This window comes from Solwaraspora sp. WMMD792 (genome assembly GCF_029626105.1).
GTDB lineage: Bacteria > Actinomycetota > Actinomycetes > Mycobacteriales > Micromonosporaceae > Micromonospora_E.
Window position 1 is genome coordinate 5,195,125 of the sequence record NZ_JARUBH010000009.1, and the last position, 24,471, is coordinate 5,219,595.

Genomic DNA, 24,471 nt, shown 5'->3' on the forward strand with positions numbered 1-24,471 from the left:
CTGTCCGAGAAGGTAGGCTCCACAGCCCGGGTGGCCGGCGACAGTCCGCGCCAGCCACGGAAATCAGCCGGTCGCCAACGCTCCGTCCGACGAGAACACCAAGCCGACACTGATCTCGCCGGTGGTCAACGCGGTCTTGGTCTGCGGCCCACCGGCGTCGAGGGAGCTGAACTCCCCGGCCCGGAAGTCGTACACCTCGACCAGCCCTTCCTGGCACTTGGGACGCTGCGGGCACTCCGGCGGACCGCCCAGGACGGTCGCCGTACCGGAGCATTTCTCCGCCAGGTCGGAAAGCGTACGAACGCCGTACTCGTCGGCGAAGGCACTGGTCACCGCGAACGCGTTCTGGTCCTGCGCCGCGGACGGTTCGCCGAAGACGATGCCGACCTGCTCGCCGACCTCGCGGAGCCCGGTCATCGTCTCGTCCAGGTCCGGCGACGAGATCGCCGGCGCGTTCTCCCCCGCGACCTTGTTGTTGATGAAGTCCGCCATGGTTGCCGCGTACTCCGGCACCACCTGGATCTCCCCGGTCTCCAGCGCCGGCTCGTACAGCTCACGGTTGCCGATCTGCTGCACGGTGACGTCGTAGCCCGCCGCCGTCAGCACGATCCGGTACAACTCGCCCAGGGTCTCGCTCTCACTGAAGTTGGCCGCGCCGACGATCAGCTCACCGCCCGGCCCGGTCTCGATACCGTCGGTCAGGCCCTCGGCGGCGGCGAACTCCTCGGCCGCGGCCTGCGGCGTCTGCCGGTCGACGTCGACCGCCCGGTTGAGCCCGATCAGCTTCTCGGTGTCCAACGCGGCCGACACCCTGTTCAGGGCGGCGATGACCTGCGGCGATGCCGCGTCGGCGTTGACCGCCGGCACGATGTTGTCGGTGTTCTGCAGGTTCTTGTCGTCGGTCAGCACCACCAGCTGGTCTCCGGCTACCGGTGCGCAGCCGGCACCGGACGCGCCGGCATCCGGCGCCTCGGTGCCGGATGACCCCGCCTCGCCACATGCGGCGAGGAAACCCGCCGCGGTGAGCGCGCCGACCGCGCTCAGGGCGATACGTGTCCGTGCATGCATGTTTGCCCGCCTCCTGTGTCCCGGCGCGACCCCATCGGGCCGGCCGCGTGTCCGACGGGCGCGGCACATGCCCGCGCGAGCGTGCTGCGGGCAGCACGGCAGCCGCGACGGGGCCCCGGCCCGTGCCGGCATGCCGTCACCCGTTCCCTCTACCGAACATCCTCACCGTAGGGTCCGACAACAGATGAAGATCGGTTGTCACCGGATCGTCATCCGGCCCAAACGGAAAGCGACGCGCTCAACCCGAGCCGACCGCGCTGGCCTGCTCGTTCGCCCGCCGGCCGGTCCGGCGCAGCGGACGCGGAGTGAACGCCCGTTCGAGCACCGCCAGCAGCCCTTCGGTGATCAGCGCCAGGGTCGCCACCAACAGACCGCCAGCGAGGATCTGGCCACCGCCGATCGAGATGCCCAACCCGAAGCCCGCGCTGATGATCTGCCCGAGACCTCCGCCGTTGACGAACGCCGCCAACGCCGCCGTCGCCACCACCTGCACCGCCGCGGTCCGGAACCCGGCCGCCAGGTACGGCACCGCGAGCGGCAACTCGACCCGGCGCAGCACCTGCCAGCCGGACAGCCCCATCCCCCGAGCCGCCTCCCGCACCTGCGGATCGACCTGCCGGATCCCGGTGAACGCGTTGGCCAGCAGCGGCGGTACGGCGAACACCGCCAACGCCAGGATCACCGGCGGCTTGCCGAAGCCCAGGAAGGTCAACGGCAGAATGGACAGCAGGGCGATGGTCGGCACCGCCAGGGTCAGGTTCGACACCAGCACCACCAGGCCGCCGCCCCGGCCGGTGTGCCCGAGCCACAGTCCGACCGGCCAGGCCACCAGGCAGCCGACCGCGACCGCGGCGGCCGAGATGGTCAGGTGCTCACCGAGGCGGTCCAGCACCCCACCCGGGTTGGTCCAGTTGAGCGGGTCGTTGAGCCAGGTCACCGCCTGCTCGACCGGGTTCGCCGCCACCGTCCGCCGGCTCACGGTGCGACCCGCCGGGCCCAGGGCGTCAGCAGCCGACCGGCACCCGCCAGGAGCAGGTCGAGCAGCAGGGCCAGCGCCACGCTCAGCAGCGTACCGGTGAGGATCTGGGCCTTGTAGAAGTTGTTCCGGAAGCCGCTGAAGATCAGGTCACCGAGGCCGCCGTAGCCGATCAGCGAGCCGATGGTGACCAGCGCGACCGTGGAGACCGTGGCCAGCCGCAAGCCGGTCATGATGCCGGGCAGTGCCAACGGCAGTTCGATGCGCAGCAGCCGACCGAACCGGCCGTACCCCATCCCGTCGGCCGCCTCGATGGTCGCCGCCGGCACCTGACTCAGCCCGGCCAGCGAGTTGCGCACGACCAGCAGCAACGCGTACAGCACCAGGGCGATCAGCACCGACGCGGGATTTGTCGCGCCCACGTAGGGTGCGACGAAGGCGAGCAACGCCAGCGACGGGATGGTGTAGAGCACACCGGTGAGGGCGAGGATCGGACCGGTCAGCGACCGGAACCAGTACGCGACCACCGCCAGCGGCACCGCCAGCAGCGCGGCGATCAGCACCGCCTGTACCGTCAGGGTGACGTGTTCGGTCAACGCGGCGACGATCGTCGACCAGTTGTCCCGGACGTACTGACCGGAGAACCACGGGTTACCCGGGTCAGCCCGGTCGGCGAGCAGGTGGAAGGACACAGGTGGACGGTACCGTGCGGGACACCGACGCCGACGGCGCGGCAGCGATCACCCTGACCGGCATCGGCAAGCAGTTCCCGGACGGGACGCGCGCCGTACAGAGCCTCTCCCTGGAGATCCCCGCCGGCCAGTTGGTGGTGCTGATCGGCCCGTCCGGCTGCGGCAAGTCCACCGTGCTCCGGATGATCAACAGGCTGATCGAGCCGACCACCGGGCGGATCATGCTCGGCGACGAGGACGTCACCCAGGTCGACCCGGTACTGCTGCGCCGCCGGATCGGGTACGTGATCCAACACGTGGGGCTCTTCCCGCACCAGACGATCCGGGCCAACGTCGGCACGGTCCCCCGGCTGCTCGGCTGGCAGCGGGACCGGATCCGGCGCCGCGCCGACGAACTGCTCGACCTGGTCGGGCTGGAACCGGGCCGGTACGGCAAGCGCTACCCGCACGAGCTGTCCGGCGGGCAACGCCAGCGGGTCGGCGTCGCCCGGGCGTTGGCCGCCGACCCGGTCGTCCTGCTGATGGACGAGCCGTTCTCCGCGGTCGACCCGATCGCCCGCGGCCGGCTGCAGGAAGAGTTCCTCCGGCTGCAGGCCGAGGTACGCAAGACGATCGTGCTGGTCACCCACGACCTGGACGAGGCGGTACGGCTGGGCGACCGGATCGCCGTACTGTCCGAAGGCGGCCGGCTGGAGCAGTACGCCGCACCGGCCGAACTGCTCGGCGGGCCGGCGACCCCGTTCGTGACCGAGTTCGTCGGCGCCGACCGGGCGATCCGCCGGCTCGCGGTCACCCCGGTGAGCCGCGAACTGCTCGACGACGACCCGGCGGCCCCGGACCCGGCCGGGCTGCCCACCCTCACTTTGGGTACCTCGCTCTACGACGCGCTGGCCCGGTTGCTGGTCACCGGCGCGGAGCACGCCCGGGTGGTCGACGACGCCGACCACCCGGTCGGCGTGGTGAGCCGACGCCGGATCCTCGACGCCAGCTGACCTGCGTCAGCGCCGCTGCCCCGGCCGCAGCAGGTAGTCGATGAACGCCGCCCGTAGCAACGGCTCCGACTCGCCGTACTCGTGGCCGGTGAACTCCCGCCACAGCGCCACCGCGTCCTCGACGGTCGGGCCGATCGAGTTCGGCGCGCCGTCCAGCTCACTGGCGTCGTCGGCCCGGGACAGCCGCTGGGTTATCGACCAGAAGAAGCCCAGGTCCTTACGCTGCCGGGCCAGCTCGAACGCCTGCTCCCGCAACTGCTCGGTGGAGAGCCGATCGAGCTCCTCGAAGGTCGGCGTGGCGCGGTTCGCGGCCGGCGATTCGGTCATGTCCGCGAGCCTAACCCGCCGGCCCGTCGCTGGCTCGGCAGCTAGCCTGCTCGGCGGCTAGCTGCCGGCGGGTCAGCGACTGTCGGTGCCCCAATGGTCGTCGGCGCCCCAGCTGTCGCTGGTGTCCCAGCGGTCCCGGGCCGGCGCCGGCTGGGCGGGCAAGGAGGCAGACCAGGACTGCTGGCCGCCGGTGGGCGGGTCGGACGGCCAGCCGGAGCCGGCCCGGGCCGGCTCCGACCAGTCCGCCGGCTGACCGTCGTAGTAGACCGGCTCGGGTTCACCAGTCGACTCGCCCGCGGTCTGCTCGGCTTCGTCGGCGTCGTCGACCGACGTCGACCGTGGCCGACCGAACGTCTCCACCAGACGGGTCACCGCCAGCCCGACCACCACCGCGACGGCACCGGTGGCGTACAGCGCGATGTCGAGGTCGCGCAGCTCGGCGTACCTGATGAAGAGGGTCAGGCCGATCACCGCCAACACGGACCCGAAGACACCGCCCCGGCGGCCGAAGACGCTGGTCCCGCCGAGCAGCGCCGCGCCGATCGCCACCGCCGTCCACTCCAGCCCCACCGACGGGCTGACCGGGCCGTTGCCGACGGCGGCCAGCAGCACCCCGCCGACCACCGCGAAGACCATCGACAGGATCAGCGCACCGCTGGTGACCAGTGCGGCGACGCCGCCCCGCCGATCAGCCGGATCGGCGACCGGGCGGAACCGCCCGACCCCCCGCCGAATCGACTTGATCGTGCCGAGGGATCCACCGAGCAACGCCAGCACGACGAAGCCGCCGAAGAGCATGAACGCCTGGCCGGTCGGGTCGAAGGCACCCTGCAGGTCGACCGGGCCGGACCGCTGCTGGATGAAGACGACCGCCACGCAGGCGGCGACCAGACTGCCCGCCCAGCCGGGCACCTGCAGGCCGGTGACCAGCAGCGCCGTCCCCGCGCCGAGCACCACCGCCCAGATGATGCCGGTGACCAGCACCGGCACCACGCCGTTGTCGCCGTTCTCGGCGAAGTGCAGCGCGGCGGCCACCGCCACCGGTCCGATGGCCAGGTTCGGCGCCCCGGCGCGCAGCGTGATCCCGGCGGCGAGCGCGAACAGGCCGAGCCCGGTCGCGTAGACCAGCAGCGGATCGCGGGTGCCGGCGCTGGTGAGGCCCGGGTCGACCTGGTAGAGGAGATAGCCGATCCCACCGACCGCCAGCAGCAGGATCAGTTCCCAGACGAGGTGCACGCCGAGTCGGTCCCGGCCGCGTTCGCCGTGGTAGGGGTCGTCGAAGACGTCGTCGAGCGCGGTGGACGTCCGGCGACGGCGGCTGTGCCGGGTAGCCGCCCGGGTGGTAGAGGAGCCACGGGTGGGCCGGTCCGCGGCAGCGGGCGAGTTCCCGGTCGCGGCGGAGTCCGCGGTGGTGGAGCCTCCGGTGATGGAGAAGTCCGCAACGGTGGAGAAGGAGCTCGTCGAGTAGCTGGCCGGGCCGCGACGACCGGGCTCGGCCGCCGGATACCGCGCGTCGCCGTAGCGGGTGTCGCCGTGGCGGGTGTCGCCGGGCTGACGGTGGCCGGTCGGATCCGAGGTGCTCGCGTTCCGCCGGCGATAAGGCGAATCGTCGTACGCCATACCGCGTCTCCTCTGGTCGCTCAGTCGACCAGCGTGTGGCGTCCGCGCGGTGGCCCGGGCAGCCGTACCGGTCGCAGGCACCGTACCCGCGACCGGGTCCGGCCGTCACCCCCCGTATCCGGCCGAGCTGCCCGGAACCGGGTCGATGCCGGGTCGGCACCGGCCCGGCGGACCGGCCTGACAGACCGGTCAGTCAGGCGGCGGAAGGGTCAGTCGGCCGGCTGGTCCGGGATGTCGGAGTCCTCCGGGCGGTCCGGGACCCGGCAGGCCCGCTCCAACCAGAGCGCCGCCGCCACCAGCGCGACCGCGGCGACCAAACCGCTGCCGGCGGCCGGCAGGTCGTTGCTCGCCGCCCGGGTCGGCTGAATGAACAGCCACAGCACCAGACCGGCGTAAAAGCCGGCGAAGATCGCCCCGGCGAGGGACGACGCCTTGGCCAGCACCACGAAGCGGGCGGCGAGCAGCGGGTTGACCGGATCGTGCCCGGGCTGGCGGTCGACCCGGGCCCGGGTGTTCAGCGCCGCGTACCCTTCGAACACGGCCAATGCCGCCAGCGTCACGGAGGGTAGCCAGGGTAGGACCGGCATCCGTACGTACCAGCTGCTGATCACCAGCCAGCCGACCGCCGCGGCGGCCAGCGCCGCCACCACCAGGGTGGACAGCCTGGTAGGCCCCATCCGCGGCTCGTCAGGCTCCCGTCCACGCGGGCTGACTCCCGGTCCGGTCACGGCAGCATCAGCCCCGGCAAGGTGATCGACAGACGCACGTTCACTGGGTCGACTCTAGCGGCAGATCCGGTCGCGGGCGCAGTTCGAGCAGGTCCCCGGCGACCGGATCGTGGTTGAGCAGGTCGGTCAGCCAGCCGTGGCCGGGCAGTTGGCCGTACGGCTGGATGTCGATCCACGGTCGCAGCACGAACGCCCGCAGCCGCGCCCGGGGGTGGGGCAGCACCAGCTCAGGGTCGTCGCTGAACACCGGGGTGTCGTCGTCGGTCCACACGGCGACGACGTCCACGTCCAGGCTGCGGGGCCCGTACGGCCGGTCCGGGTCACGCACCCGCCCGGCGGCCCGTTCGAGGCTGCGGCACCGGTCGAGCCAATCGGCCGGCGCGGCACCCGGGTCGGCCACCAGCGCGACCGCGTTGAGGTAGTCGGGCTGCGCCGGGTCGCCCCACGGCGGGGTCTCGTAGACCCCGGAGACGACCAGCAGTACGTCGTCCAGCGACCGTACCGCCGCGCGCAACCGCCCGTACCGGTCACCGAGATTGCTGCCCAGCGCCAGCACCGCCCGGGTCACGGTCGGCCCCGGGTCACGGTCGGCCCCGGGTCAGCACGACCGCGACGTCGGTGAACTGGTGCGGAATCGGCGCCTGCGGCTTGTGCACGGTCACCGTGACCGAGCGGACCCGGTGGTCCGCCAGGCACTGGGCGGCCAGCCGGTCGGCCAGCGTCTCGATCAGGTTCACCGGCTCGCCGCCGACGATCGCGACCAGCCGGTCGGCCAGCTCGCCGTAGTGCACAGTGTCGGTGACGTCGTCCGAGGCGGCCGCCGGCGCGAGGTCGACGGTGAGCTCGACGTCGACGACGAAGTCCTGCCCGGCGGCCCGTTCCTGCGGGTAGACGCCGTGCCGACCGTGGGCACGCAGCCCGGTCAGCACGATCCGGTCGGTCGTCGACGGCCGCGCGTCACCCGGGTCGGGCGACGGCCCTGCGGCGGGCTGATGGTCGGTCATCGACGGCTCCCCGGCGGCTCGGCGGCGTCCGGGACGATCCGGGGGCGTCCGCTGGCCTGCCACACCGCCAGCGCGTCGACGGTGTCCCGGACGTCGTGTACCCGGACTCCCCAGGCGCCGGCGGCGACCGCCAGCAGACTGGTGGCGGTGGTCGCCGCGGCCCGTTGGTCGACCGGCCGTGGCTGGCCTGCCGGGTCGGCGAGCAGTTGGCCCAGGTAGGACTTGCGGCTGGCCGCGAAGAGCAACGGGCAACCGAGGTCGAGCAGTTCGGGCAGACGGACGGTGAGCTGCCAGTTGTGCTCCGCCCGCTTGGCGAAGCCGAGACCGGGGTCGACGACGAGCCGGTCGGCGGCCACCCCGGCGGTCAGCGCGGCGTCGATCCGGGCGGCGAGCTCGGCGCGGACCTCGCCGACCACGTCGCGGTAGTGCGCCAGGTCCTGCATCCGGTCGGAGTGCCCGCGCCAGTGCATCAGAATCCACGGGCAGCCGGCCTCGGCGACCACCTCGGCCATCCGTGGATCCGCCAGACCGCCGGAGACGTCGTTCACCACCGCCGCCCCGGCGGCCAGCGCGGCGGCGGCGACCGTCGCCCGGGTGGTGTCGATGCTCATCGGTACGCCGGCGGCGGCGAGCGCCCGGACGACCGGAAGCACCCGGGCCGCCTCGGTCTCGGCGTCGATCCGCACCGCGCCCGGCCGGGTCGACTCACCGCCGACGTCGATCAAGTCGGCGCCGTCGCGGTGCAGCCGGACGCCATGGGCGACGGCGGCGTCGAGGTCGGCGTACCGCCCGCCGTCGGAAAAGGAGTCAGGCGTGACGTTGAGAACGCCCATCACGACCGGCCGGGCCGGCCGCAGCAGATCGGTCACGGATAGGACGGTACCGGCGCGGCTCGGTGTCGGCCGGCAGAGGGCATGCTGGGTACTCTCGAACCAGACAACGGCGGCACGGCGGCGCTGTCGGTCGAGTTGCACGCAGCTTGTACCAGACAGGGGTGGCCCGTACGCTTTGCAGTTGCTGGTGGTCAGCGAGGGCAACGCCGAGGAGAAGGGCTGAAGTTGGACAAAAAGCCCACAAATCTTCACCGTACGCGGTGATCGCCGGACGCAGGGTCGAAACTCGCGGCACGACCCGACACGTCCGTGAGGCTGGACAACTGCAGTGCCCCGGCTTCGCCGGCCGCACACCGGGGAGGTTCCCATGATCGAAACAACGCTCGTCGACACGGTCAACGCCGCCATGGCCTCCGTTGTCGACACGCTGCCGCTACTGGCCGCGCCGGCCGGTGAGCCGGACCCGGCACCGACCGGCTTCAACACCGAGGGCGTTGTCTCCTTCCTCGCCAGCAAGGTCGCGCCGATCCTGCTGGCGGTGCTGGGCGTGATCTTCATCGGCCGGGCCAGCAAAGGTGAGATCTCCAAGGTCCTGACCAGCTCCGCGATCGCGATCGTGGGTCTGGCGTTCATCGCCGGAGCGGCGACGCTCTTCTTCGTCGGCGACTACCTCATCAACCTGATGTTCGAATAGAGCGCGGGGCACAGGATGCGGCTGCGTACCGACGACGACATCTACCGCGCCCGGCTGGTCTACCTCGGCCCGCCCGGCTACACGTTGCCGATCCACCTGCCATATGCCCAGTACGGGGTCTTCATCCTGCTCGTACCGCTCTACATGTTCATCCACTGGGCGTTCACCTTCACCGTGGAGCTCTTCCCCGCCTGGGAGATCGCACTGGCGATCGTCACCACCTCCTTCATCTTCCGGTACGTCGACCCGGATCGGCCCGCCCGGATGGTGGTCCGGACCGCCCTCACCGACTGGCGCCGCACCAGGGAACCCGCCACCGAACAGCGAGACCCGCGGCTGGTCGCCAGTCACATCCGGATTCGGGAGGAGTTGGCATGACCCGCACCGACCACCGAACCGCAGCCGCCGCCCACCCGGCTGGCGGGCGGCGTGAGGCGATGGCATGAGCCGATCAACCCCGCCGGGCTCCTCCCACCCGGCCGGCCAGCCGGCCGGCACCAGCGGTAACGGTAAGCGATCGACCGACTACGACGCCGCGCTGGACGAGTCGACCGACACCGAACTGGTCACCAGCCCCAGCCACGGCGCGGTCGCCTACTTCCAGGCACCCGCGGCGTCCCGCAGCAGCCGGCCGACGCGGACCCCGCCGCCGGCACCACCAGTGCCCACCCCCAGAGCCGGTATGAGCGACAACACCGACATCGACTCACCCTTCCTGGACCTTTTCCCAGGTGCCGGTCCGGCCGGTGGCCACCAGCCGGGCCGCACGCCACGGACGGCGATCCGGCGCTCCGCCCAACACGACGCGATCGCACCACCAACGCGGCACGACGCCATCGAACCGCCCGTCCGACACGACGCGATCGCACCGCCGGCCCAGCAGGCCGCCATCGGACCGCCCACCCGCCACGATCCGCAAGAGACTCCCGGCGACGCGTCAGCCGGGAACACCCCATCCGCCGGTCCGATCGGCTCGGCGCTGTCCGGTCCCCCCGACCCGCCGGTTCAGCGCCGGACTGCCACACCCACCCCGCGTACCGCCGGCGAACCGGCCCCGGCAGCCGAACCGGCCGCACCGCGCGACGGCCAGCCGGTCACGTCGGCGTCCACAGTGCCGCCGTCACCACCGCCGGCACCGGTCCTGCCGCCTCCGCCCGCCGCCACCCACCGGCCCGGTCCGACCACGCAACACGTTCGGAACCGGCCCGACTCGGCACACCCGGCCGAGGCAGCGCAGCGAGATGGCGCACCAGCGCAACGCCGGCCACCGGCGATGCCGCACCACACCGCACCCGCACCCCAGCAGCACGCCGCACCCGCACCTCAGCAGCACGCCGCACCCGCACCTCACCAGCGCGCCGCACCCGCACCGGTGCACCAGCCGCCGCCGGCCAATGCACCGGTAAGCGGCAAGGGCAAGGGCAAGCGGGCCCGCCGGCGAGCTGCCGAGGCCGACCGGCCGGACAAGCTGATCAAGCCGGTGCCGATCCGCCCCCCGAAGGTCAAGTTCACCGACCGGGACCCGGCCGCCGAACTTGCCATCACCGAGATCGCCGGCCATCTCACCTTCACCCCGAACACCGTCACCGCCTGGTACTGGCTGCCCGAGGTCCGCTGGGCGTTCCGGCCCGACGCCGAGCGGGAGGTGCTGCTGTCAGCCATCTCCGAGCAGTACGCCGGCCTGGCCGGATTCCGGCTGCACCTGCGCCGCACGACGCGGCCGTTCCCGGCCGACGAGTGGGCCCGCACCATCGACTCGCTGACCAGCAACCCCCTGCCCAACGTCTCCGACGCGGTCTCCTGGTCGGACCACCTGGTCGCCGCCCAACGGCACCTGATGGCGGTCAACCACGCCGAAGGGCAGACCTATCTGGGCATCACCTTCGCCCGCCGGTCCCTCGGCGACTCACTGTCCGAACGGGTGCTGCGGCTGTTCGGCCGCGGCGTCGCCGAGAGCGAACGCCGCCGGCTCGGCCGGATGGTCGAGCAGTTCGACGAGGTGCTGGGTGCCTTCGGCATGCGGGGTCGACGGGTCACCGCCGGCGAACTCGAATGGCTGCTCTACCGGTCGGTCGCGCTCTGCATGAACCCGCCAACCATGCTCTCGCCGGTCCGGGACGGCAACTGGGACCGCGGTGACCTGCTCGCCCTCACCGAGCAGGTCGAGCGCTACCGCACCCCCTACGGCTCGACACTCAAGCTGGTCAACCGGATGACCGGCGAGGAGCGACACGTCGCGGTGCTGGCGGTCGGCCGGATGGAGCCGCTGGAGATCCCGGAGCGGCACGAGCCGTGGATGCACTTCCACGAACGGCTGCCGTGGCCGATGGAGATCTCCTCCCGGATCGACCTGCTCGGGCCAGCCGACTCGTTCCGCAACCTGGAGCACCGGCTCCGGATGATCCGTTCCCAGCAACTGGACTACGCCGAGCACGGCATCGACGCGCCGCCGGAGCTGGAACGGCTCGCCAAGCGGGCCCTGCACATCGGTGACGAGATGACCACCGGCCTGCCGGTCGAGTCCGCCCGGGCGCACGGCTGGCACCGGATCGCCGTCGGTGGCCGGACCCGCGAAGAGTGTCTGGAACGGGCCCGCCGGCTGATCCAGCTGTACTCCCGGGAAATGCGCATCTCGCTGCAGCATCCGAAGAACCAGGACTGGCTGGCCCGGGAGTTCATCCCTGGGGAGCCGGTGGCGAACACCGGATACATCCGGCGGATGCCGGTCAACCTGCTGGCCGCCGCGCTGCCGCAGGCCGCGTCGACGGTCGGCGACCGGCGCGGCGACCTGATCGGGCGTACCGCCGGCACCTGCCGCCGGCCGGTCTTCCTCGACCTGCACTTCCCGATGGAGGTCCGGGAACGTTCCGGGCTCGCCGTCTTCGTCGCCGAGCCGGGCGGCGGCAAGTCGACCCTGCTCGGCGCCCTCGGCTACCTGGCCGCCCGGCGCGGCGTGCAGGTCACCCTGCTCGACCCGTCCGGGCCGCTGGCCCGGCTCTGCGCCATGCCGGAGCTACGGCCGTACTCGCGGGTGCTCAACCTGACCGGTTCCGAACAGGGCACCCTGGCACCGTACTCGCTCATCCCGACACCGGTGCGCGGCGAGTTCGCCGCCGGAGCCGCCGGCGACCGCGAGTACGAGATCTCCGTGTCGAACGCCCGGGCCGAACGCCGGATGCTGGTCCAGGACATCTGCATGATGCTGGTGCCGCCGCAGGTGGCCCGGGAGTCGTCGACGGCCACCCTGCTGCGGCACGCGGTCCGCCAGGTGCCCGCCGAGGAGACCTCCACGCTGGACGACGTGGTCGCCTGCCTCAGCGGGCTCGACGACGACGGCCGCGAGCTGGCCAACCTGCTGTTGGACACCGCCGAGATGCCGCTGGCCCTGCTGTTCTTCGGCTCACCGGAGCCGGGCCTGCTCGGTGCCGACGCCGCGCTGACCGTGATCACCATGGCCGGGCTGCGGCTGCCCGATCTGAAGATCGAACGCGAGTACTGGTCGGCCGAGGAGGCGTTGGCGCTGCCGATGCTGCACACCGCCCACCGGCTGGCGGTGCGGCGCTGCTACGGCGGCTCGATGGGGTCGCGCAAACTGGTCGGCCTGGACGAGGCGCACTTCATGGAGGGCTGGCGGTCCGGCCGGTCCTTCCTGGTCCGGCTGGCCCGTGACTCCCGCAAGTGGAACCTTGCCGCACTGGTCTCGTCGCAGAATCCACGGGACATCCTCGGGCTGGACGTGCAGAACCTGGTCTCCACCGTCTTCGTCGGCCGGATCGCCGAGGACGAGGAGATCGCCGCCGAGGCGCTGCGCCTGCTGCGCGTCCCGGTCGACGACGGTTACGAGGCGACGCTCGCCTCGTTGTCTAGCGTAGACAGTTCTTCCGCGAGCCGGCTGGGCTTCCGGGAGTTCATCATGCGCGACGTGGACGGTCGGGTGCAGAAGGTCCGGGTGGACGTCTCGTACGTGGACGGACTGCTCGACCATCTGGACACCACACCCGGTACGCCGCAGGCGGCACCCGCCGGTCTGCCGACCGCGCTCAGTGACCTGGAGGTATGACGTGGCGAGGACCGCGACCCGGTGCACCGCGCTCCTGCTCGCCGTCCTGACAGCCGCCGTGGCGAGCATCTCCTGGCCGGTACTCGGCGCGGCCACGCCGGCCCAGGCCGCCCCGGTCGCGCCGGTCGCCCAGCTGCCCGCCCAGGCACCGGTCGACCTGTGTCCGGTCGAGGCCTGGCAGGCCGACTTCCGGGCCTGTCTGGACCGGCTGCAGGACGTCAGCTCGGCTCGTGCGCAGTGCCTCGACCCACCGGCACCGAGCGCCCCCGACTCCGGCTTCGGCGGTTGGTTCGCCACCCAGCCGGAGACCTCCGAGGGTGCCATCGGCCACTACACCAACTACGGGTACGCCGGCTACCGGTTCCCGACGTACGACCTCAACGGCGGGTGCGCCTCCTCGGTGGTGAACGCCGACGTCGGCGTGTTCAACGGGGTCGCCAACCTGGAGATGATGGTCGCCACCGCGATCGTCGGCGCGTCCAACGCGATCCGGGAACGGGCCTGGGACCCGGGGACCATGTACGCCTGGGCCGACCCGCTGGTGGCGCAGGCGACCACCGCGATCTACGACGAGGTCTTCACCGTCTTCGGGCTGATCACCCTCTGCGTGGTCGGCCTCTACCTGATCTGGCGGTCACGTCAGTCGGACATGAGCAACATGATCACGACGGCCGGCTGGGCAGTCCTGATCATGGTGGTGGTCACCGCGATCGCCGCTTGGCCGGTCCGCTCGGCGAACCTGGCGGACGAGGCGCTGACCAGCACGTTGGGCGTGGTCCACGAGGCCGTCGGCCCGCGTGCCGTCGAGGTGACACCGGAGGAGTGCCCGTACCCCGACCCGCAACAGTGTGAGGATCTGCGTCCACCAGCCGTCCGGGCCAGCGACACGACCACGTCGTCGATGCTCTACCGGAACTGGCTGCGCGGCGTGCTCGGCTCGGCGGACAGCGACACCGCCAAGAAGTACGGCCCGGTGCTCTACGACGCCCAGGCGTTCACCTGGTCGGAGATCGAGGAGATCCGGGCCGATCCGGCGCTGCGGGAACCGATCATCGAGGCCAAGAACCAGCAGTGGATGAAGGTCGCCGAGCAGATCCGCACCGAGGATCCGGAGGCGTACGAGCATCTGCAGGGCATCCGGGAGATGGACCGGGTCGGCACCGGACTGATCGCGATCTTCGCGGCGGCCATGTTCGCCATGTTCGATCTCGCCGCGTCGCTGCTCGTCCTGCTCGGATTCCTGCTGTTCCGCTGGGCGGTCGTCGCCGCGCCGATCCTCGGGACCATCGGTTTGCTCCGGCCGGCCGGCGCGGGGATGCGTCGACTCGGCAACGCGGTCGTCGCCGCCGTCTTCAACATCGCGATCTTCGGCACCGGGGCGGCCGTCTACCTGTTCGCCGTCGACCTGATCATGAGCACGCCCACCCTGCCGGGATGGCTGCAGGTGGTACTGATCTGGCTCTGCGGCATGGTCGGCTGGCTGCTGCTGCGTCCGTACCGACGGATCACCGACCTGGGCGGCCGGGACGGCGGCGGCAGTTCGTGGCACCTGCGGTACTTCCGGGAGACCCGGGAGACCCGCGAGCCCGAGCAGGTCGTGGTCAAGTCCAAGGACGGACGGGACCAGACCGTCGTCAAGCAGACCGTGGTGCGGCCGGAGGCCCGGTTGGAGGACCCGAGCAGCGACAAATCCGCCGGTGGTGCCGGCGGCACCGGACCGGCCAGGGAGCGGCCGGACGGCCGGGAGGACAGCTCCGAACCCACCACCCAGCCCGGGTCGACCCGACCATCGAGTCGCCCCCGTCGCGCGTCGACGTGGACCGCGCCCGACGTCCCGGCCGAAGAGCACCAGTACGCCGTCTACCGGCCCGACAGCACCCGCAAGCCCGACGAGGCGCCTAAGCCGCGCATCCGCACCGAGGCCCGGTGACCTGGAATGCGTACCGTCATCGCCTTTCTGACCCGGTTCCTCTTCCGGTCCCGGGTCGGGCTGGCGGTCGTGCTGCTCGTCGTCGTGGTCAGCGTGGTCGGCGTCGGTCAGGTCATCGGCCGTGATGACGGGGCCAGCGGACCGCTGCTGGGTGCACCGGGTCCGCAGCCCGCGTTGACCATCGACCCGACCGCCGGTGACGACGGAATCCGGTCGGTGGCACCCGCACCCGACCCGGTGACCAGCCCCGGTGCCGCGGATCCGCCGACGGTCGCCGTCGCGTTCGCGACCGCCTGGCTCGACCGCGGCCTCGACGCCGAGCAGTGGCACGCCGGGCTGCGTCCGTACGCCACCGAGGAACTGGCCGAGAAGCTGGTCGGCGTCGATCCGGTGGCGGTGCCGGCCGAGCGGCTGACCGGTGAACCGGCGGTCATCCCGTACGGGACGAATCTGGTCGAGGTGGTGATCGAGGTGGATTCCGGTACGTTGCGGCTACGGTTGACCGGCCCCGACGGACAGTGGCTGGTCGACGGCGTCGACTGGGTGCGGGCATGAGCGACAGCCCCGGCATGCGGACCCGCGCCGCCCGGCACGTCGCCCTGACCGTGGCGCTGACCGCGGCGCTGGTGCTGCTCTGCTGCACCGGCGGGATCGGTGCGGTGCTGTTCAGCGACGACGAGCCGGACTCGGCGTTGTTCGCCACCTTCGGCTGCGGGCGGGACGGCCCGGTCGACCCCGACCAGGCACCCCGGGTCGGGCCGTACGGGCCGGATCAGGTCGCCAACGCGGCGGTGATCATCAACGTCGGTGCGGAGTTGTCGGTGTCACCGCGCGGCTGGGTGATCGCGGTGGCCACCGCCATGCAGGAGTCGGCACTGCGAAACCTGGGGCATCTCGGCGACCGCAACGACCACGACTCGGTCGGACTGTTCCAGCAGCGACCCAGCCAGGGCTGGGGCACCCCGGAACAGCTACAGGATCCGGCGTACTCCTCGCAGAAGTTCTACAAGAAGCTGCTGACCATTGACGGCTGGGAGACGATGGCGCTGACCGACGCCGCCCAGCGGGTGCAGGTCAGTGCCTTCCCGGACGCGTACGCCAAGCACGAACCGCTGGCGACCCGGATCGTCAACATCCTCACCGGCGGCGCGGCCCGCGCGGTCGCCGGCCCGGACGGGCTGCTGCGCTGCGCCGCCGACGGCGAGGTCGCCGCCTCGGGATGGACCCGGCCAGTGCCGGGCAACGTCGGGTCCGGCTTCCGGACCAGCTCCCGGCCCGGGCACAACGGCGTGGACATCGCCCAGCCGAAGGGCACCCTGATCCGGGCTGCCTCGGCCGGCCGCGTCATCGTCTCCCGGTGCGACCCGGACCAGTACGGCCGCCTCGACTGCGACGTGGACGGCTCGCCCAGCAAAGGTGGCTGCGGCTGGTTCGTCGACATCCTGCACGCCGATCAGGTGATCACGAGATACTGTCACATGGTGAAGCGGCCGGAAGTCGGCGAAGGCGACGTGGTCGACGCCGGACAGGTGATCGGCGAGGTCGGCTCCAGCGGCAACTCGTCCGGCCCCCACCTGCACTATGAGATCCATCTCAACGGCGACCGCAGCAGCCGCGGAGCGGTCGACCCGGTGCCGTTCATGCGGGAGCGGGGCGCGCCGCTCGGCGAGAGTGGCTGACCGACCGGAGGAGCTGCGTTGACCCGGGACCCGATGCCGGATCCGTTCGCGGACCAGCCGGACTGGGCACCTCGACCGCCGCGACCGACGGCGCTGGTGCCGGCCGCCGTCGCAGCCACGTTACGCGGCCGGCGGGTATGGGTCGGCCTGCCGGGCACCGGATGGCGCGGCGACCTGCGCGGCGACGAGAAGGTCGTGCAGCGCAGCCGCACCTACGTGCCGGTGCTGCCGGAGCAGGAGTGGTACCGGGCCGAATCGGAGGGGGTCGAGGTGTTCGCCCCCCTGGTGCCGGCCGACCGGGTCTGGGTCGAGCAGCCGGACGACACGCTGACCGACCCGGGTCGGGGCGACGTGCTGTCCCGGCTCGTGTCGCTCGATGCCCCGGCACCCCGTTTTCCGGTGCCGGTGGTCGACGCGGGGCCGCTGGTCGGCCGACGGCTGGTGCACGTGGACGACGGTCAGGAGCGCCGCGACCTGCGCGCGGTGACCGAGTTGCACTCCGGCGCCGATGGGGACATCTGTGTCCGGGCGGCCACCGAGCTGGCCTGGTACCGGTGGGTGTGGACGGGTCAGCCGCCGGAGACGATCGAACTGCCGGTCCATCTGGTCTGGGTGGAGTGACGTCGGCAGCCTTGCCGGCGAGCCCGAGACGGTCGAGCGCTCAGCTCGTCTGTTCGGCCCCGCACACCCGCCAACCACCCTGGTCGATCACGCGGAACCGCCAGTCGGCAGTTGTGGCGAACATCCGGCCGTTGAGCGTGGCCGTCTGTCGTACGGTGGCCGACACCACCGCCGAGCTCTCCGACTCGGACACCAGCGCGACCGACTGGACCCGCACGATAACCGCGCTGCCTCGTTCCTCGCTGGCAACGATCTGCTCCCGCAGCCGTTGGACGGCCGACAGATCCGGGTCGGCGCAGATGAAACCGTCGGCCTGGAGGTCGTCACGGGCCGACAGGTAGGCCACGAGATAGCCACGGACCGCCGATTCGGGAGTGCCCCGGTCGGGGGTGGTGACGCTCGTGTAGAGGACGAACGCGACGCTGACGCCACCGAGGCAGAGCAGCGCGGTGATCCCGGCGGCCAGCACCAGCGCCAGCCGTAGCCGGCGGCCGGGTGGCACCACGGGCGGTGCTCCGACGCCGGGAGCGGTCCGCTGCCGGGGCACCCGTCCGCGGCGTACGGGGGCCGCCGGCCGGGTCTGCTCCACCCCTCGACAGTATCCGCCGCGAACGTGAGACTGAATAGCCGGTCCGAGTCCTAATTGGTCGCATATCCGGCGAAGCACCCTGACGAGTACTGATCAGGCGAGAAACGTCGGTCACCCCGCATCCGGTTGCGGACCGGCTGGGATACCGTCTCAGGTCTGAACTCAACCGGCGCCCGCAGACGGGCTGCCGTACAGCGGTAGGCAGGTGGTCGACATGGGCAGGGACCTGGGCCGCGCCGCCGCGTTGCACCGCTCGGCGGCAGCCGTCGTCGCCGCGCTGAGTCAGGTGGAAGCGGCCGCCGGCCGACGTTCCACCGGCTCCGATCAACACGAGGTCGCCGAGCAGCTCCGCAGCCTCGCGGCGCGGCTGGCCCCCGGCTGGTGGGGCGCCCCGCTCGACGCCCAGACCCCGACGATGCCGATGGGCGGCCTCGACCACGTCGGCCACCTGCGGATCGGCATCGCCCAGCCACTGGACGACGCCCGGTTCCCGGTGGTCGTCCCGTTCCTCGGCAGCGGTCATCTGACGCTCGACGGCGACATCCGCGACCGGCGGGTCGCCGGGCTGCTGCGTGCGGTGCTGCTCCGCCTGCTGGCCGCCGTACCGCCGCAACGGCTGTCGGTGCGTACGGTGGACGGCGTCGGCACTGCGGGCGAAGATGTGCTCGGCCCCTTCCGGCCGCTGATCGGGGCCGGCGTCTTGCGTCCGGCCGCCACCGACGTCACCGGGCTGCGGGCCGCGCTGGCCGAAGCGGAGCAGTGGATCCGGCCGGCCCGACCGGCGGTCGCCCGACACCACCGGCAGGGCCGGTTCATGCTGCTGATGATCGCCTCGCTGCCCGAACTCACCGACGGTGCCGTGCTCGACCGGATCGCCCGGCTTGCCCAGGTGGGCCCCGAGCATGGCCTGCATCTGGTCGTCGCCGGCTGGCCGCCACCTCCGCTGGACACCGAACAGGCCCGGGCCGACCTGCCGCGTAGCACCATGGTGCGGCTACGGAATCCGTACGTCCTGGTCGGTGACCCGCCCGGAGACACCTTCCGCGACCGGCCCGCTGGAGCGGGCGGTGACCACCTCGGCGGGCTCGACGCGCCGGTGTATCTGGACCGGCAACCTCCTCAGCAACTGATCGACCAGGTGTGCGCGGAACTCGTCACCCGGGCCGAGGCTGGTTCCCGCCCACCGCTGGCCGACCTGCTGCCCGATCCGGTGGGCGGCCCGGTCACCGAATCCGCCGCCGACGGGCTGGTGGCCGCGGCGGGGTTCGACGGGCACCGCCCGGTCCTGCTCCGGTTCAACGACATCACCCCGCACTGGTTGGTGGCCGGCCAGGCCGGCTCCGAGGTGGACGGGTTCCTGACCACCATCCTGTACGGGTTGGCGGTTCGGCACGAACCTGCCGAGGTGACCGTACATCTGGTGGATCTGTCGCCCGGCGAGTCGTTCGCCAGCGTGCTGCCCGGCGCCACCGACCCGTCCGGGCTGCCGCACATCGCGTCGGCCGGGGTGGACGCCGACCCGGAGTACGGGCTGTCGGTGCTGCGTCAGTTGGCGGCGGAGGTCGACCGGCGCTCCTTCCTGGCCGCCCGCAATGGGACGACCCGGTTCGCCGAGCTCGCCGCCGCCACGGGCACGACCCGCGTGCTCTGCGTGCTCAAGGATCCGGCCCCGATGCTGGACCTGACCGGACCGGTCGCCGACGAGTCACTCGACCTGCTCGAACGGATCGCCAGGGGCGGGCGCGGCAGCGGGGTCCACCTGCTGATCGCCGACTCCGGGACCGGCCCGGCTCCCGGGTCGGAGCAGAGCATCGGACCCGACGAGTCTGACGGGTCGGGCGGCTGGGTGGGGTCGGGCGGCTGGGCCGGCCCCGATCCGGCCGACAGGTCGACCGGCGGTGGCTGGTGGCGGCGGGAGTCGCTGCTGAGCCAGTTCCCGGTCCGGGTGGTGCTGGCCGGCGGCGACTGGCTCCTGGAGCCGAACAACGACGCCGCGGTCGGGCTGCCGGCAGGTCGGGCGGTGGTGAACACCGCAGGCGGGCTGGGCGGCCCGCGCGGGGCGACCCGCGGCCACGAACGTACCGTCGACTTCCCGGACCCGTACACCGACCGGCCGGGGTTGGCCGGGCTCCGCCGCCAGTTGTGGTCCCGCCGCGCGGCTGACGCCCGGCCGCCGCAGGTCTTCGCCGGCTACCGCCAGCCGGAACTCGAATCGGACGAGACATACCAGCGGGTGCTGGCCGACCCGCCGGACACCCCGGCCGGGCTCTTCGGCCGGGCCGTCGAGCTGCCGGGGCGGACAGCGGAGTTCCGGTTCGAACGCGCCCCCGGTCGCCACCTCGCCATTTTCGGCTCCCGGGACAGCACCGCGGATCTGCTGGCCACGGTGGTGCGCAGCGTCGCGGCGCACCACCGGCCCGGCACCGCCCGCGTCCTGTTGCTGTCGATGGGCGAGCACGACCGGGAGCAGTTGGCCGGGCTCGCCCGAGCAATCGACGGCCGTCAGCCAACCGAGGTCGTGGATCTGGAGGTACTTCGGACGCTGGGCGACGCGGCTGGCCCCGCGTACCTGGTCATCGCCACGGCCGACGTTCTCGAACTCGGCGGGCCCGCCGCCGCCCGCCTGCGCAACCTGTTGGATTCCGGGCCGGCCCGCGGCATCCACCTGGTCTCCGGCTGGGAGCAGCCGGAGCCGTTCCTGGCATTCCTAGGTCCCAGTCCGGATCTGATCGCCGGGATCGTCCTGCTCGATCGGCCGGTGACCGACCAGGTCGAGCGGGTCGGATCGGCTGGGTCGGCCGGTCCGGCCAGGCCAGCTGGGTCGGTCGGGCTCGCCGGCCGGCTGCCGGCCTGGCGTCCCCGCCCGCAGCGTGGACTGTTGTACGACGCGCAGACCGACCGGCGCACCGTCTTCGTACCGTTCCAACCGGCCCGGTCCGGGACCGACACCGGGGAGGGACCCGCCGTGGCCGACACCGGGGAGGGACCCGCCGTGGCCGACACCGGGGAGGGCGCGGCGTGACGGGGAAAGGCACCGGAGGCGAGTGGGCGGAGTACGTGGCGGCCGCCCGGCGGCTGGCCCGGCTGCGCCACGGCCAAGGGCTACCGACGGACGATCCAGCCGGCGACCGGCGCCAGGTGGACCTGACGGTGCTGCGCGACCGCCTCGCTGTCCAGCGGCGTCAGCTGGTCGGGTTCGGCGTACCGCCTGACGTGCTCGATCCGGTGCCGCCGGAGGTAGCCGCGGTCCACGCTGCGGTCAGTGCATCAGCCGGGGCTTCGGCCGGTGCCGCAGTGGGGATGCCTGCCTCCCCGACCGGCGGGCCGCCGGCCCGGCAGGCGGCGATCGCGCGGGCGCACGCGCAGATCGACGCCGCAAACGGCGACCTGGCCGTCGCAGCGGGTCCGTCCGGCGGTCCCCAGCCGTGGCTACGCAACCTGCTGGTGTACGGGCCGTTCGCGGTGATCGTACTGATGATCCAGTTGGCCATGTTCGTGGTCGCCGGAGATCAGGCGCCGGTGGGCTACGCCCTCGGCTGCGGACTGGTCCTGCCGCTGGTCGCGTTCGGCCTTGGTTGGTTGGCGGTCGGTTTCGTGTTCGCCGGGCCGGGCCAACGGCCGGACCGCACACCGTTGGTGGGGGCGCTGGTCTGCGCAGTCCCGCTGGTGCTGGCGTTGGTGCTGGCGGCACTGATCTCGCTGCTCGGGTGAAACCGGACAACTGGCGTCAGCCATGCGTGAAGCTGAGCAGCCGGGCGAGAAACCGGAAACAGCCGGCGTCAGCTGTGGATGATCAGACTCATCGCTTCGGCGCGGGACTTCGCGTCGCGTTGGAACACACCGCGGACGGCCGAGGTGATGGTGCGGGCACCGGCCTTCTGGATCCCGCGCATCGCCATGCACATGTGTTCGCACTCCAGCACGGTCACCACACCACGCGGCTCCAGCCGGCTCATCAGCATGTCGGCGATCTGTGCGGTGAGCCGCTCCTGGACCTGTAGTCGTCGGGCGTAGACCTCGACCAGGCGGGCCAGCTTCGACAGGCCCGTTATCCGGCCGGTGGTGCCGGGGATGTAGCCGATGTGTGCCACGCCCCGGAACGGCAGCATGTGGTGCTCACACAGCGACATCACCTCGATGTCGCGGACCAGCACCAGCTCGTCGTGGTCAGCCTCGAAGGTGGTGGTGAGCACCTGGGCCGCGTCGGCCCGCAGACCCGCGAGCAGCTCGGCGTACGCCCGGGCGACCCGGGCCGGCGTCTGGCGCAGCCCGTCGCGGTCCGGGTCCTCGCCGACGGCGATGAGGATCTCCCGTACGGCGTGCTCGATCCGGGTCAGGTCGACGGAGCGCTCGACCGGCGTGCCGTTGAGCTTGCCGTTGATCAGCCGGGCGGCGAGATAGTCCAGCGCGTCGTCGTCCGGTTCGGTCGACGACGCGCTGGACGGTAGGTTCGGGCTGCTCAGGATGTGCCGTCCGAGTTCGCGGACATACCGCCGCCGAAGACGGCCTGTGCCCCGTCGGCGACCGCCTGCCGGCCGAGGTCCTCCTTCTCGGCCGGGGTCAGCACCGGCGGCTCGGTGGACGGCTGCCGCTTGCCGAAGCCGTTGAAGGGTGCCATCGGTGGCCGCTTGACCACCCGCTCGCAGATCCGGGCCATGTCGGACTGGGAGATGGTCTCCTTCTCCATCAGCTCCAGCACCATGGTGTCGAGCACGTCGCGGTACTCGACCAGGATCTCCCAGGCCTCGTCGTGGGCCAGCTCGATGAGGGCGCGGACCTCGCTGTCGATCTCGGCGGCGATCGAGTCCGAGTAGTCCCGCTCGTGGCCCATGGTCCGGCCGAGGAAGGGCTCGTCGCCGTTGGTCCCGTACTTGACGGCGCCGAGTTTGGCGCTCATACCGTACTGGGTGACCATGGCCCGGGCCAGCGCGCTGGCCTTCTCGATGTCGTTGCCGGCACCGGTGGTGGGCTCGTGGAAGACCAGCTCCTCGGCGGCCCGGCCACCGAGGGCGTACGCCAGGGTGTCGATCATCTCGGCGCGGGTCTGGGTGTACTTGTCCTCGGTCGGCAACACCAGGGTGTGGCCCAGCGACCGCCCCCGCGACAGGATGGTCACCTTGTGCACCGGGGCGGCGTGCGGCAGGGCCCAGGCCACCAGGGCGTGACCGCCCTCGTGGTAGGCGGTGATCTTCTTCTCCTTGTCGCCCATCACCCGGGTCCGCCGCTGCGGGCCGGCGACCACCCGGTCGATCGACTCCTCCAGGGCCTCGTTGGTGATCGCCCGGGCGTCCTGCCGGGCGGTCAGCAGCGCCGCCTCGTTGATCACGTTGGCCAGGTCGGCACCGCTGAAACCGGGGGTACGCCGGGCCACCGCGTCCAGGTCGACGTCCGGGGCGAACGGCTTGCCCCGGGCGTGCACCCGCAGGATCGCCTTGCGGCCCTCCATGTCCGGGGCGTCGACCGGGATCTGCCGGTCGAACCGGCCGGGGCGCAGCAGCGCCGGGTCGAGGATGTCGGGCCGGTTGGTGGCGGCGATCAGGATCACGCCGCCCTTGGTGTCGAAGCCGTCCATCTCGACCAGCAACTGGTTGAGGGTCTGCTCCCGCTCGTCGTGGCCGCCGCCCATGCCGGCACCACGGTGCCGGCCGACCGCGTCGATCTCGTCGACGAAGACGATCGCCGGGGCGTTCGCCTTGGCCTGCTCGAACAGGTCACGGACCCGGCTGGCACCGACACCGACGAACATCTCGACGAAGTCGGACCCGGAGATCGAGTAGAACGGCACACCGGCCTCGCCGGCCACCGCCCGGGCAAGCAGGGTCTTACCGGTGCCGGGCGGGCCGAAGAGCAGTACGCCCTTGGGGATCTTGGCGCCGAGGGCCTGGTACTTCGCCGGGTTCTGCAGGAAGTCCTTGATCTCCTGCAGCTCCTCGACGGCCTCCTCGGAGCCGGCCACGTCGGCGAAGGTGGTCTTCGGGGTGTCCTTGGTGATCACCTTCGCCTTGGACTTGCCGAAGTTGAGCACCCGGGACCCGCCGCCCTGCATCTGCGACATGAACAGCAGCAGCAGGATCACCAGGATGGCGATCGGCAGCAGGTTGACCAGCAGGGTGATGAAGATGCTGTCCGAGGAGACCTCGGCCTCGGCCGGGCCGGTGACCCGGCCGGCCTCCTTGGCGGCCAGCACGTCGGTCCAGATCTCGTCACCGACCTCGTACGGGAACTGGGCCTCGATCCGGTCGGTCTCGGTGTCGCCGAACTCTTCCGGCTCGGCGAGGTCGAGCCGGAGCGTCTGCTCCCGGTCCTGGAATATCGCCTTGTCGATGCCGCCCCGCTCCAGCCGCTCCAGCGCCACCGAGGTGTCCACCTTGTGGTAGCTGGGGCCGTTGGTGAAGAACGAGCTGAGCGCTATCGCACCGATGATCACCAGGATGATCCAGACCACCGGCCGGCGGAAGAAACGCGTACGTTCCATACGTATGTCGAGCGCCGCAGCGCCCGGACCCTCCTGATCGACGTTCTGACCGTCTGGTTAGCCACTCCGGGGCGCCAACCGAGCGCCACGGTCATTCGAAGGTACACCGTGGTGACGAGGTGCGCGTCCGCGAGCCCGGTCGACCCGCGCTCCGTCCGCTGGTCCCACGTCGGCGCGGTCAGC

General features: G+C 71.8%; 21 protein-coding genes and 1 pseudogene. 10 read left to right on the top strand and 12 right to left on the bottom strand.

Annotated elements, in window-relative coordinates; translation table 11 throughout:
- Positions 1–63: 63 nt before the first annotated feature.
- The 3 genes and pseudogenes from O7629_RS24240 to O7629_RS24250 form a co-directional block, all read right to left on the bottom strand.
- Positions 64–1,129 (bottom strand): annotated as a pseudogene (locus tag O7629_RS24240) (glycine betaine ABC transporter substrate-binding protein); the annotation flags it as partial.
- A gap of 177 nt (positions 1,130–1,306) precedes the next feature.
- Positions 1,307–2,047 carry an ABC transporter permease gene (locus tag O7629_RS24245; protein WP_278172028.1) on the bottom strand — a complete coding sequence of 247 codons (741 nt, stop codon included), beginning with the start codon at positions 2,045–2,047 and terminating at the stop codon, positions 1,307–1,309.
- On the bottom strand, positions 2,044–2,736 hold the full coding sequence (locus tag O7629_RS24250) for an ABC transporter permease (RefSeq protein WP_278172029.1): 693 nt from the start codon (positions 2,734–2,736) through the stop codon (positions 2,044–2,046). The genes O7629_RS24245 and O7629_RS24250 overlap by 4 nt, the downstream gene beginning before the upstream one ends.
- A 2-nt stretch (positions 2,737–2,738) precedes the next feature.
- On the opposite strand from O7629_RS24250, the gene O7629_RS24255 reads away from it, so the two are divergent.
- A complete protein-coding gene (locus O7629_RS24255) occupies positions 2,739–3,728 on the top strand; it encodes an ATP-binding cassette domain-containing protein (RefSeq protein WP_278172030.1) in 990 nt (329 codons plus the stop codon).
- A 6-nt stretch (positions 3,729–3,734) separates the two neighbouring features.
- On the opposite strand, the gene O7629_RS24260 is transcribed toward O7629_RS24255, so the two are convergent.
- From O7629_RS24260 to folP, 6 genes are all read right to left on the bottom strand, one after another.
- Entirely contained in the window at positions 3,735–4,055 is a 321-nt protein-coding gene (locus O7629_RS24260; RefSeq protein WP_278172031.1) for a hypothetical protein, read from the bottom strand.
- Positions 4,056–4,127: 72 nt separating this feature from the next.
- Positions 4,128–5,675, bottom strand: coding sequence for an ABC transporter permease (locus O7629_RS24265; protein ID WP_278172033.1), 1,548 nt, complete (start codon positions 5,673–5,675; stop codon positions 4,128–4,130).
- Between the two features lie 209 nt (positions 5,676–5,884).
- Positions 5,885–6,352 (bottom strand): DUF3180 domain-containing protein, encoded by a 468-nt coding sequence (locus tag O7629_RS24270; RefSeq protein WP_278172035.1) that lies wholly within the window; start codon positions 6,350–6,352, stop codon positions 5,885–5,887.
- Positions 6,353–6,443: 91 nt separating this feature from the next.
- Positions 6,444–6,971: a 2-amino-4-hydroxy-6-hydroxymethyldihydropteridine diphosphokinase gene (gene folK / locus O7629_RS24275; protein WP_278172037.1), complete on the bottom strand. Its 528-nt coding sequence runs from the start codon at positions 6,969–6,971 to the stop codon at positions 6,444–6,446.
- Between the two features lie 13 nt (positions 6,972–6,984).
- Positions 6,985–7,407: a dihydroneopterin aldolase gene (gene folB, locus O7629_RS24280; protein ID WP_278172038.1), complete on the bottom strand. Its 423-nt coding sequence runs from the start codon at positions 7,405–7,407 to the stop codon at positions 6,985–6,987.
- On the bottom strand, positions 7,404–8,276 hold the full coding sequence (gene folP, locus O7629_RS24285; protein WP_278172039.1) for a dihydropteroate synthase: 873 nt from the start codon (positions 8,274–8,276) through the stop codon (positions 7,404–7,406). Before folP ends, folB begins: the two co-directional genes overlap by 4 nt.
- 370 nt (positions 8,277–8,646) lie before the next feature.
- Here folP and O7629_RS24290 point away from each other — a divergent pair, with 370 nt between their 5' ends.
- The 7 genes from O7629_RS24290 (at position 8,647) to O7629_RS24320 (ending at position 17,224) form a co-directional block, all read left to right on the top strand.
- Positions 8,647–8,934 (top strand): hypothetical protein, encoded by a 288-nt coding sequence (locus O7629_RS24290; protein ID WP_233606437.1) that lies wholly within the window; start codon positions 8,647–8,649, stop codon positions 8,932–8,934.
- A gap of 15 nt (positions 8,935–8,949) precedes the next feature.
- Positions 8,950–9,312: a hypothetical protein gene (locus O7629_RS24295; RefSeq protein WP_278172040.1), complete on the top strand. Its 363-nt coding sequence runs from the start codon at positions 8,950–8,952 to the stop codon at positions 9,310–9,312.
- Positions 9,313–9,376: 64 nt separating this feature from the next.
- Positions 9,377–12,994, top strand: coding sequence for an ATP-binding protein (locus O7629_RS24300; protein ID WP_278172041.1), 3,618 nt, complete (start codon positions 9,377–9,379; stop codon positions 12,992–12,994).
- A 1-nt stretch (position 12,995) separates the two neighbouring features.
- Positions 12,996–14,924 carry an MFS transporter gene (locus O7629_RS24305; protein ID WP_278172042.1) on the top strand — a complete coding sequence of 643 codons (1,929 nt, stop codon included), beginning with the start codon at positions 12,996–12,998 and terminating at the stop codon, positions 14,922–14,924.
- A 6-nt stretch (positions 14,925–14,930) separates the two neighbouring features.
- On the top strand, positions 14,931–15,479 hold the full coding sequence (locus O7629_RS24310) for a hypothetical protein (protein ID WP_278172043.1): 549 nt from the start codon (positions 14,931–14,933) through the stop codon (positions 15,477–15,479).
- Positions 15,476–16,603, top strand: coding sequence for a M23 family metallopeptidase (locus tag O7629_RS24315; RefSeq protein WP_278172045.1), 1,128 nt, complete (start codon positions 15,476–15,478; stop codon positions 16,601–16,603). Before O7629_RS24310 ends, O7629_RS24315 begins: the two co-directional genes overlap by 4 nt.
- 33 nt (positions 16,604–16,636) lie before the next feature.
- Positions 16,637–17,224, top strand: a complete 588-nt coding sequence (locus O7629_RS24320; protein WP_278174665.1) for a hypothetical protein — start codon at positions 16,637–16,639, stop codon at positions 17,222–17,224.
- Between the two features lie 40 nt (positions 17,225–17,264).
- On the opposite strand, the gene O7629_RS24325 is transcribed toward O7629_RS24320, so the two are convergent.
- Positions 17,265–17,813 carry a hypothetical protein gene (locus O7629_RS24325; protein ID WP_278172047.1) on the bottom strand — a complete coding sequence of 183 codons (549 nt, stop codon included), beginning with the start codon at positions 17,811–17,813 and terminating at the stop codon, positions 17,265–17,267.
- 214 nt (positions 17,814–18,027) lie between these two features.
- Between O7629_RS24325 and O7629_RS24330 the strand changes: the two genes are divergently transcribed.
- Together O7629_RS24330 and O7629_RS24335 are read left to right on the top strand one after the other, a co-directional pair.
- Complete coding sequence (locus O7629_RS24330) at positions 18,028–20,835, top strand: FtsK/SpoIIIE domain-containing protein (protein WP_278172048.1); 2,808 nt, start codon at positions 18,028–18,030, stop codon at positions 20,833–20,835.
- Entirely contained in the window at positions 20,832–21,524 is a 693-nt protein-coding gene (locus O7629_RS24335; RefSeq protein ID WP_278172049.1) for a hypothetical protein, read from the top strand. Before O7629_RS24330 ends, O7629_RS24335 begins: the two co-directional genes overlap by 4 nt.
- Before the next feature lie 68 nt (positions 21,525–21,592).
- Here the strand turns inward: O7629_RS24335 and folE are convergent, their stop codons facing one another.
- Complete coding sequence (folE, locus tag O7629_RS24340) at positions 21,593–22,276, bottom strand: GTP cyclohydrolase I FolE (protein WP_278174666.1); 684 nt, start codon at positions 22,274–22,276, stop codon at positions 21,593–21,595.
- Positions 22,273–24,288 (bottom strand): ATP-dependent zinc metalloprotease FtsH, encoded by a 2,016-nt coding sequence (ftsH, locus tag O7629_RS24345; RefSeq protein ID WP_278172051.1) that lies wholly within the window; start codon positions 24,286–24,288, stop codon positions 22,273–22,275. Before ftsH ends, folE begins: the two co-directional genes overlap by 4 nt.
- Between the last annotated feature and the right edge of the window lie 183 nt (positions 24,289–24,471).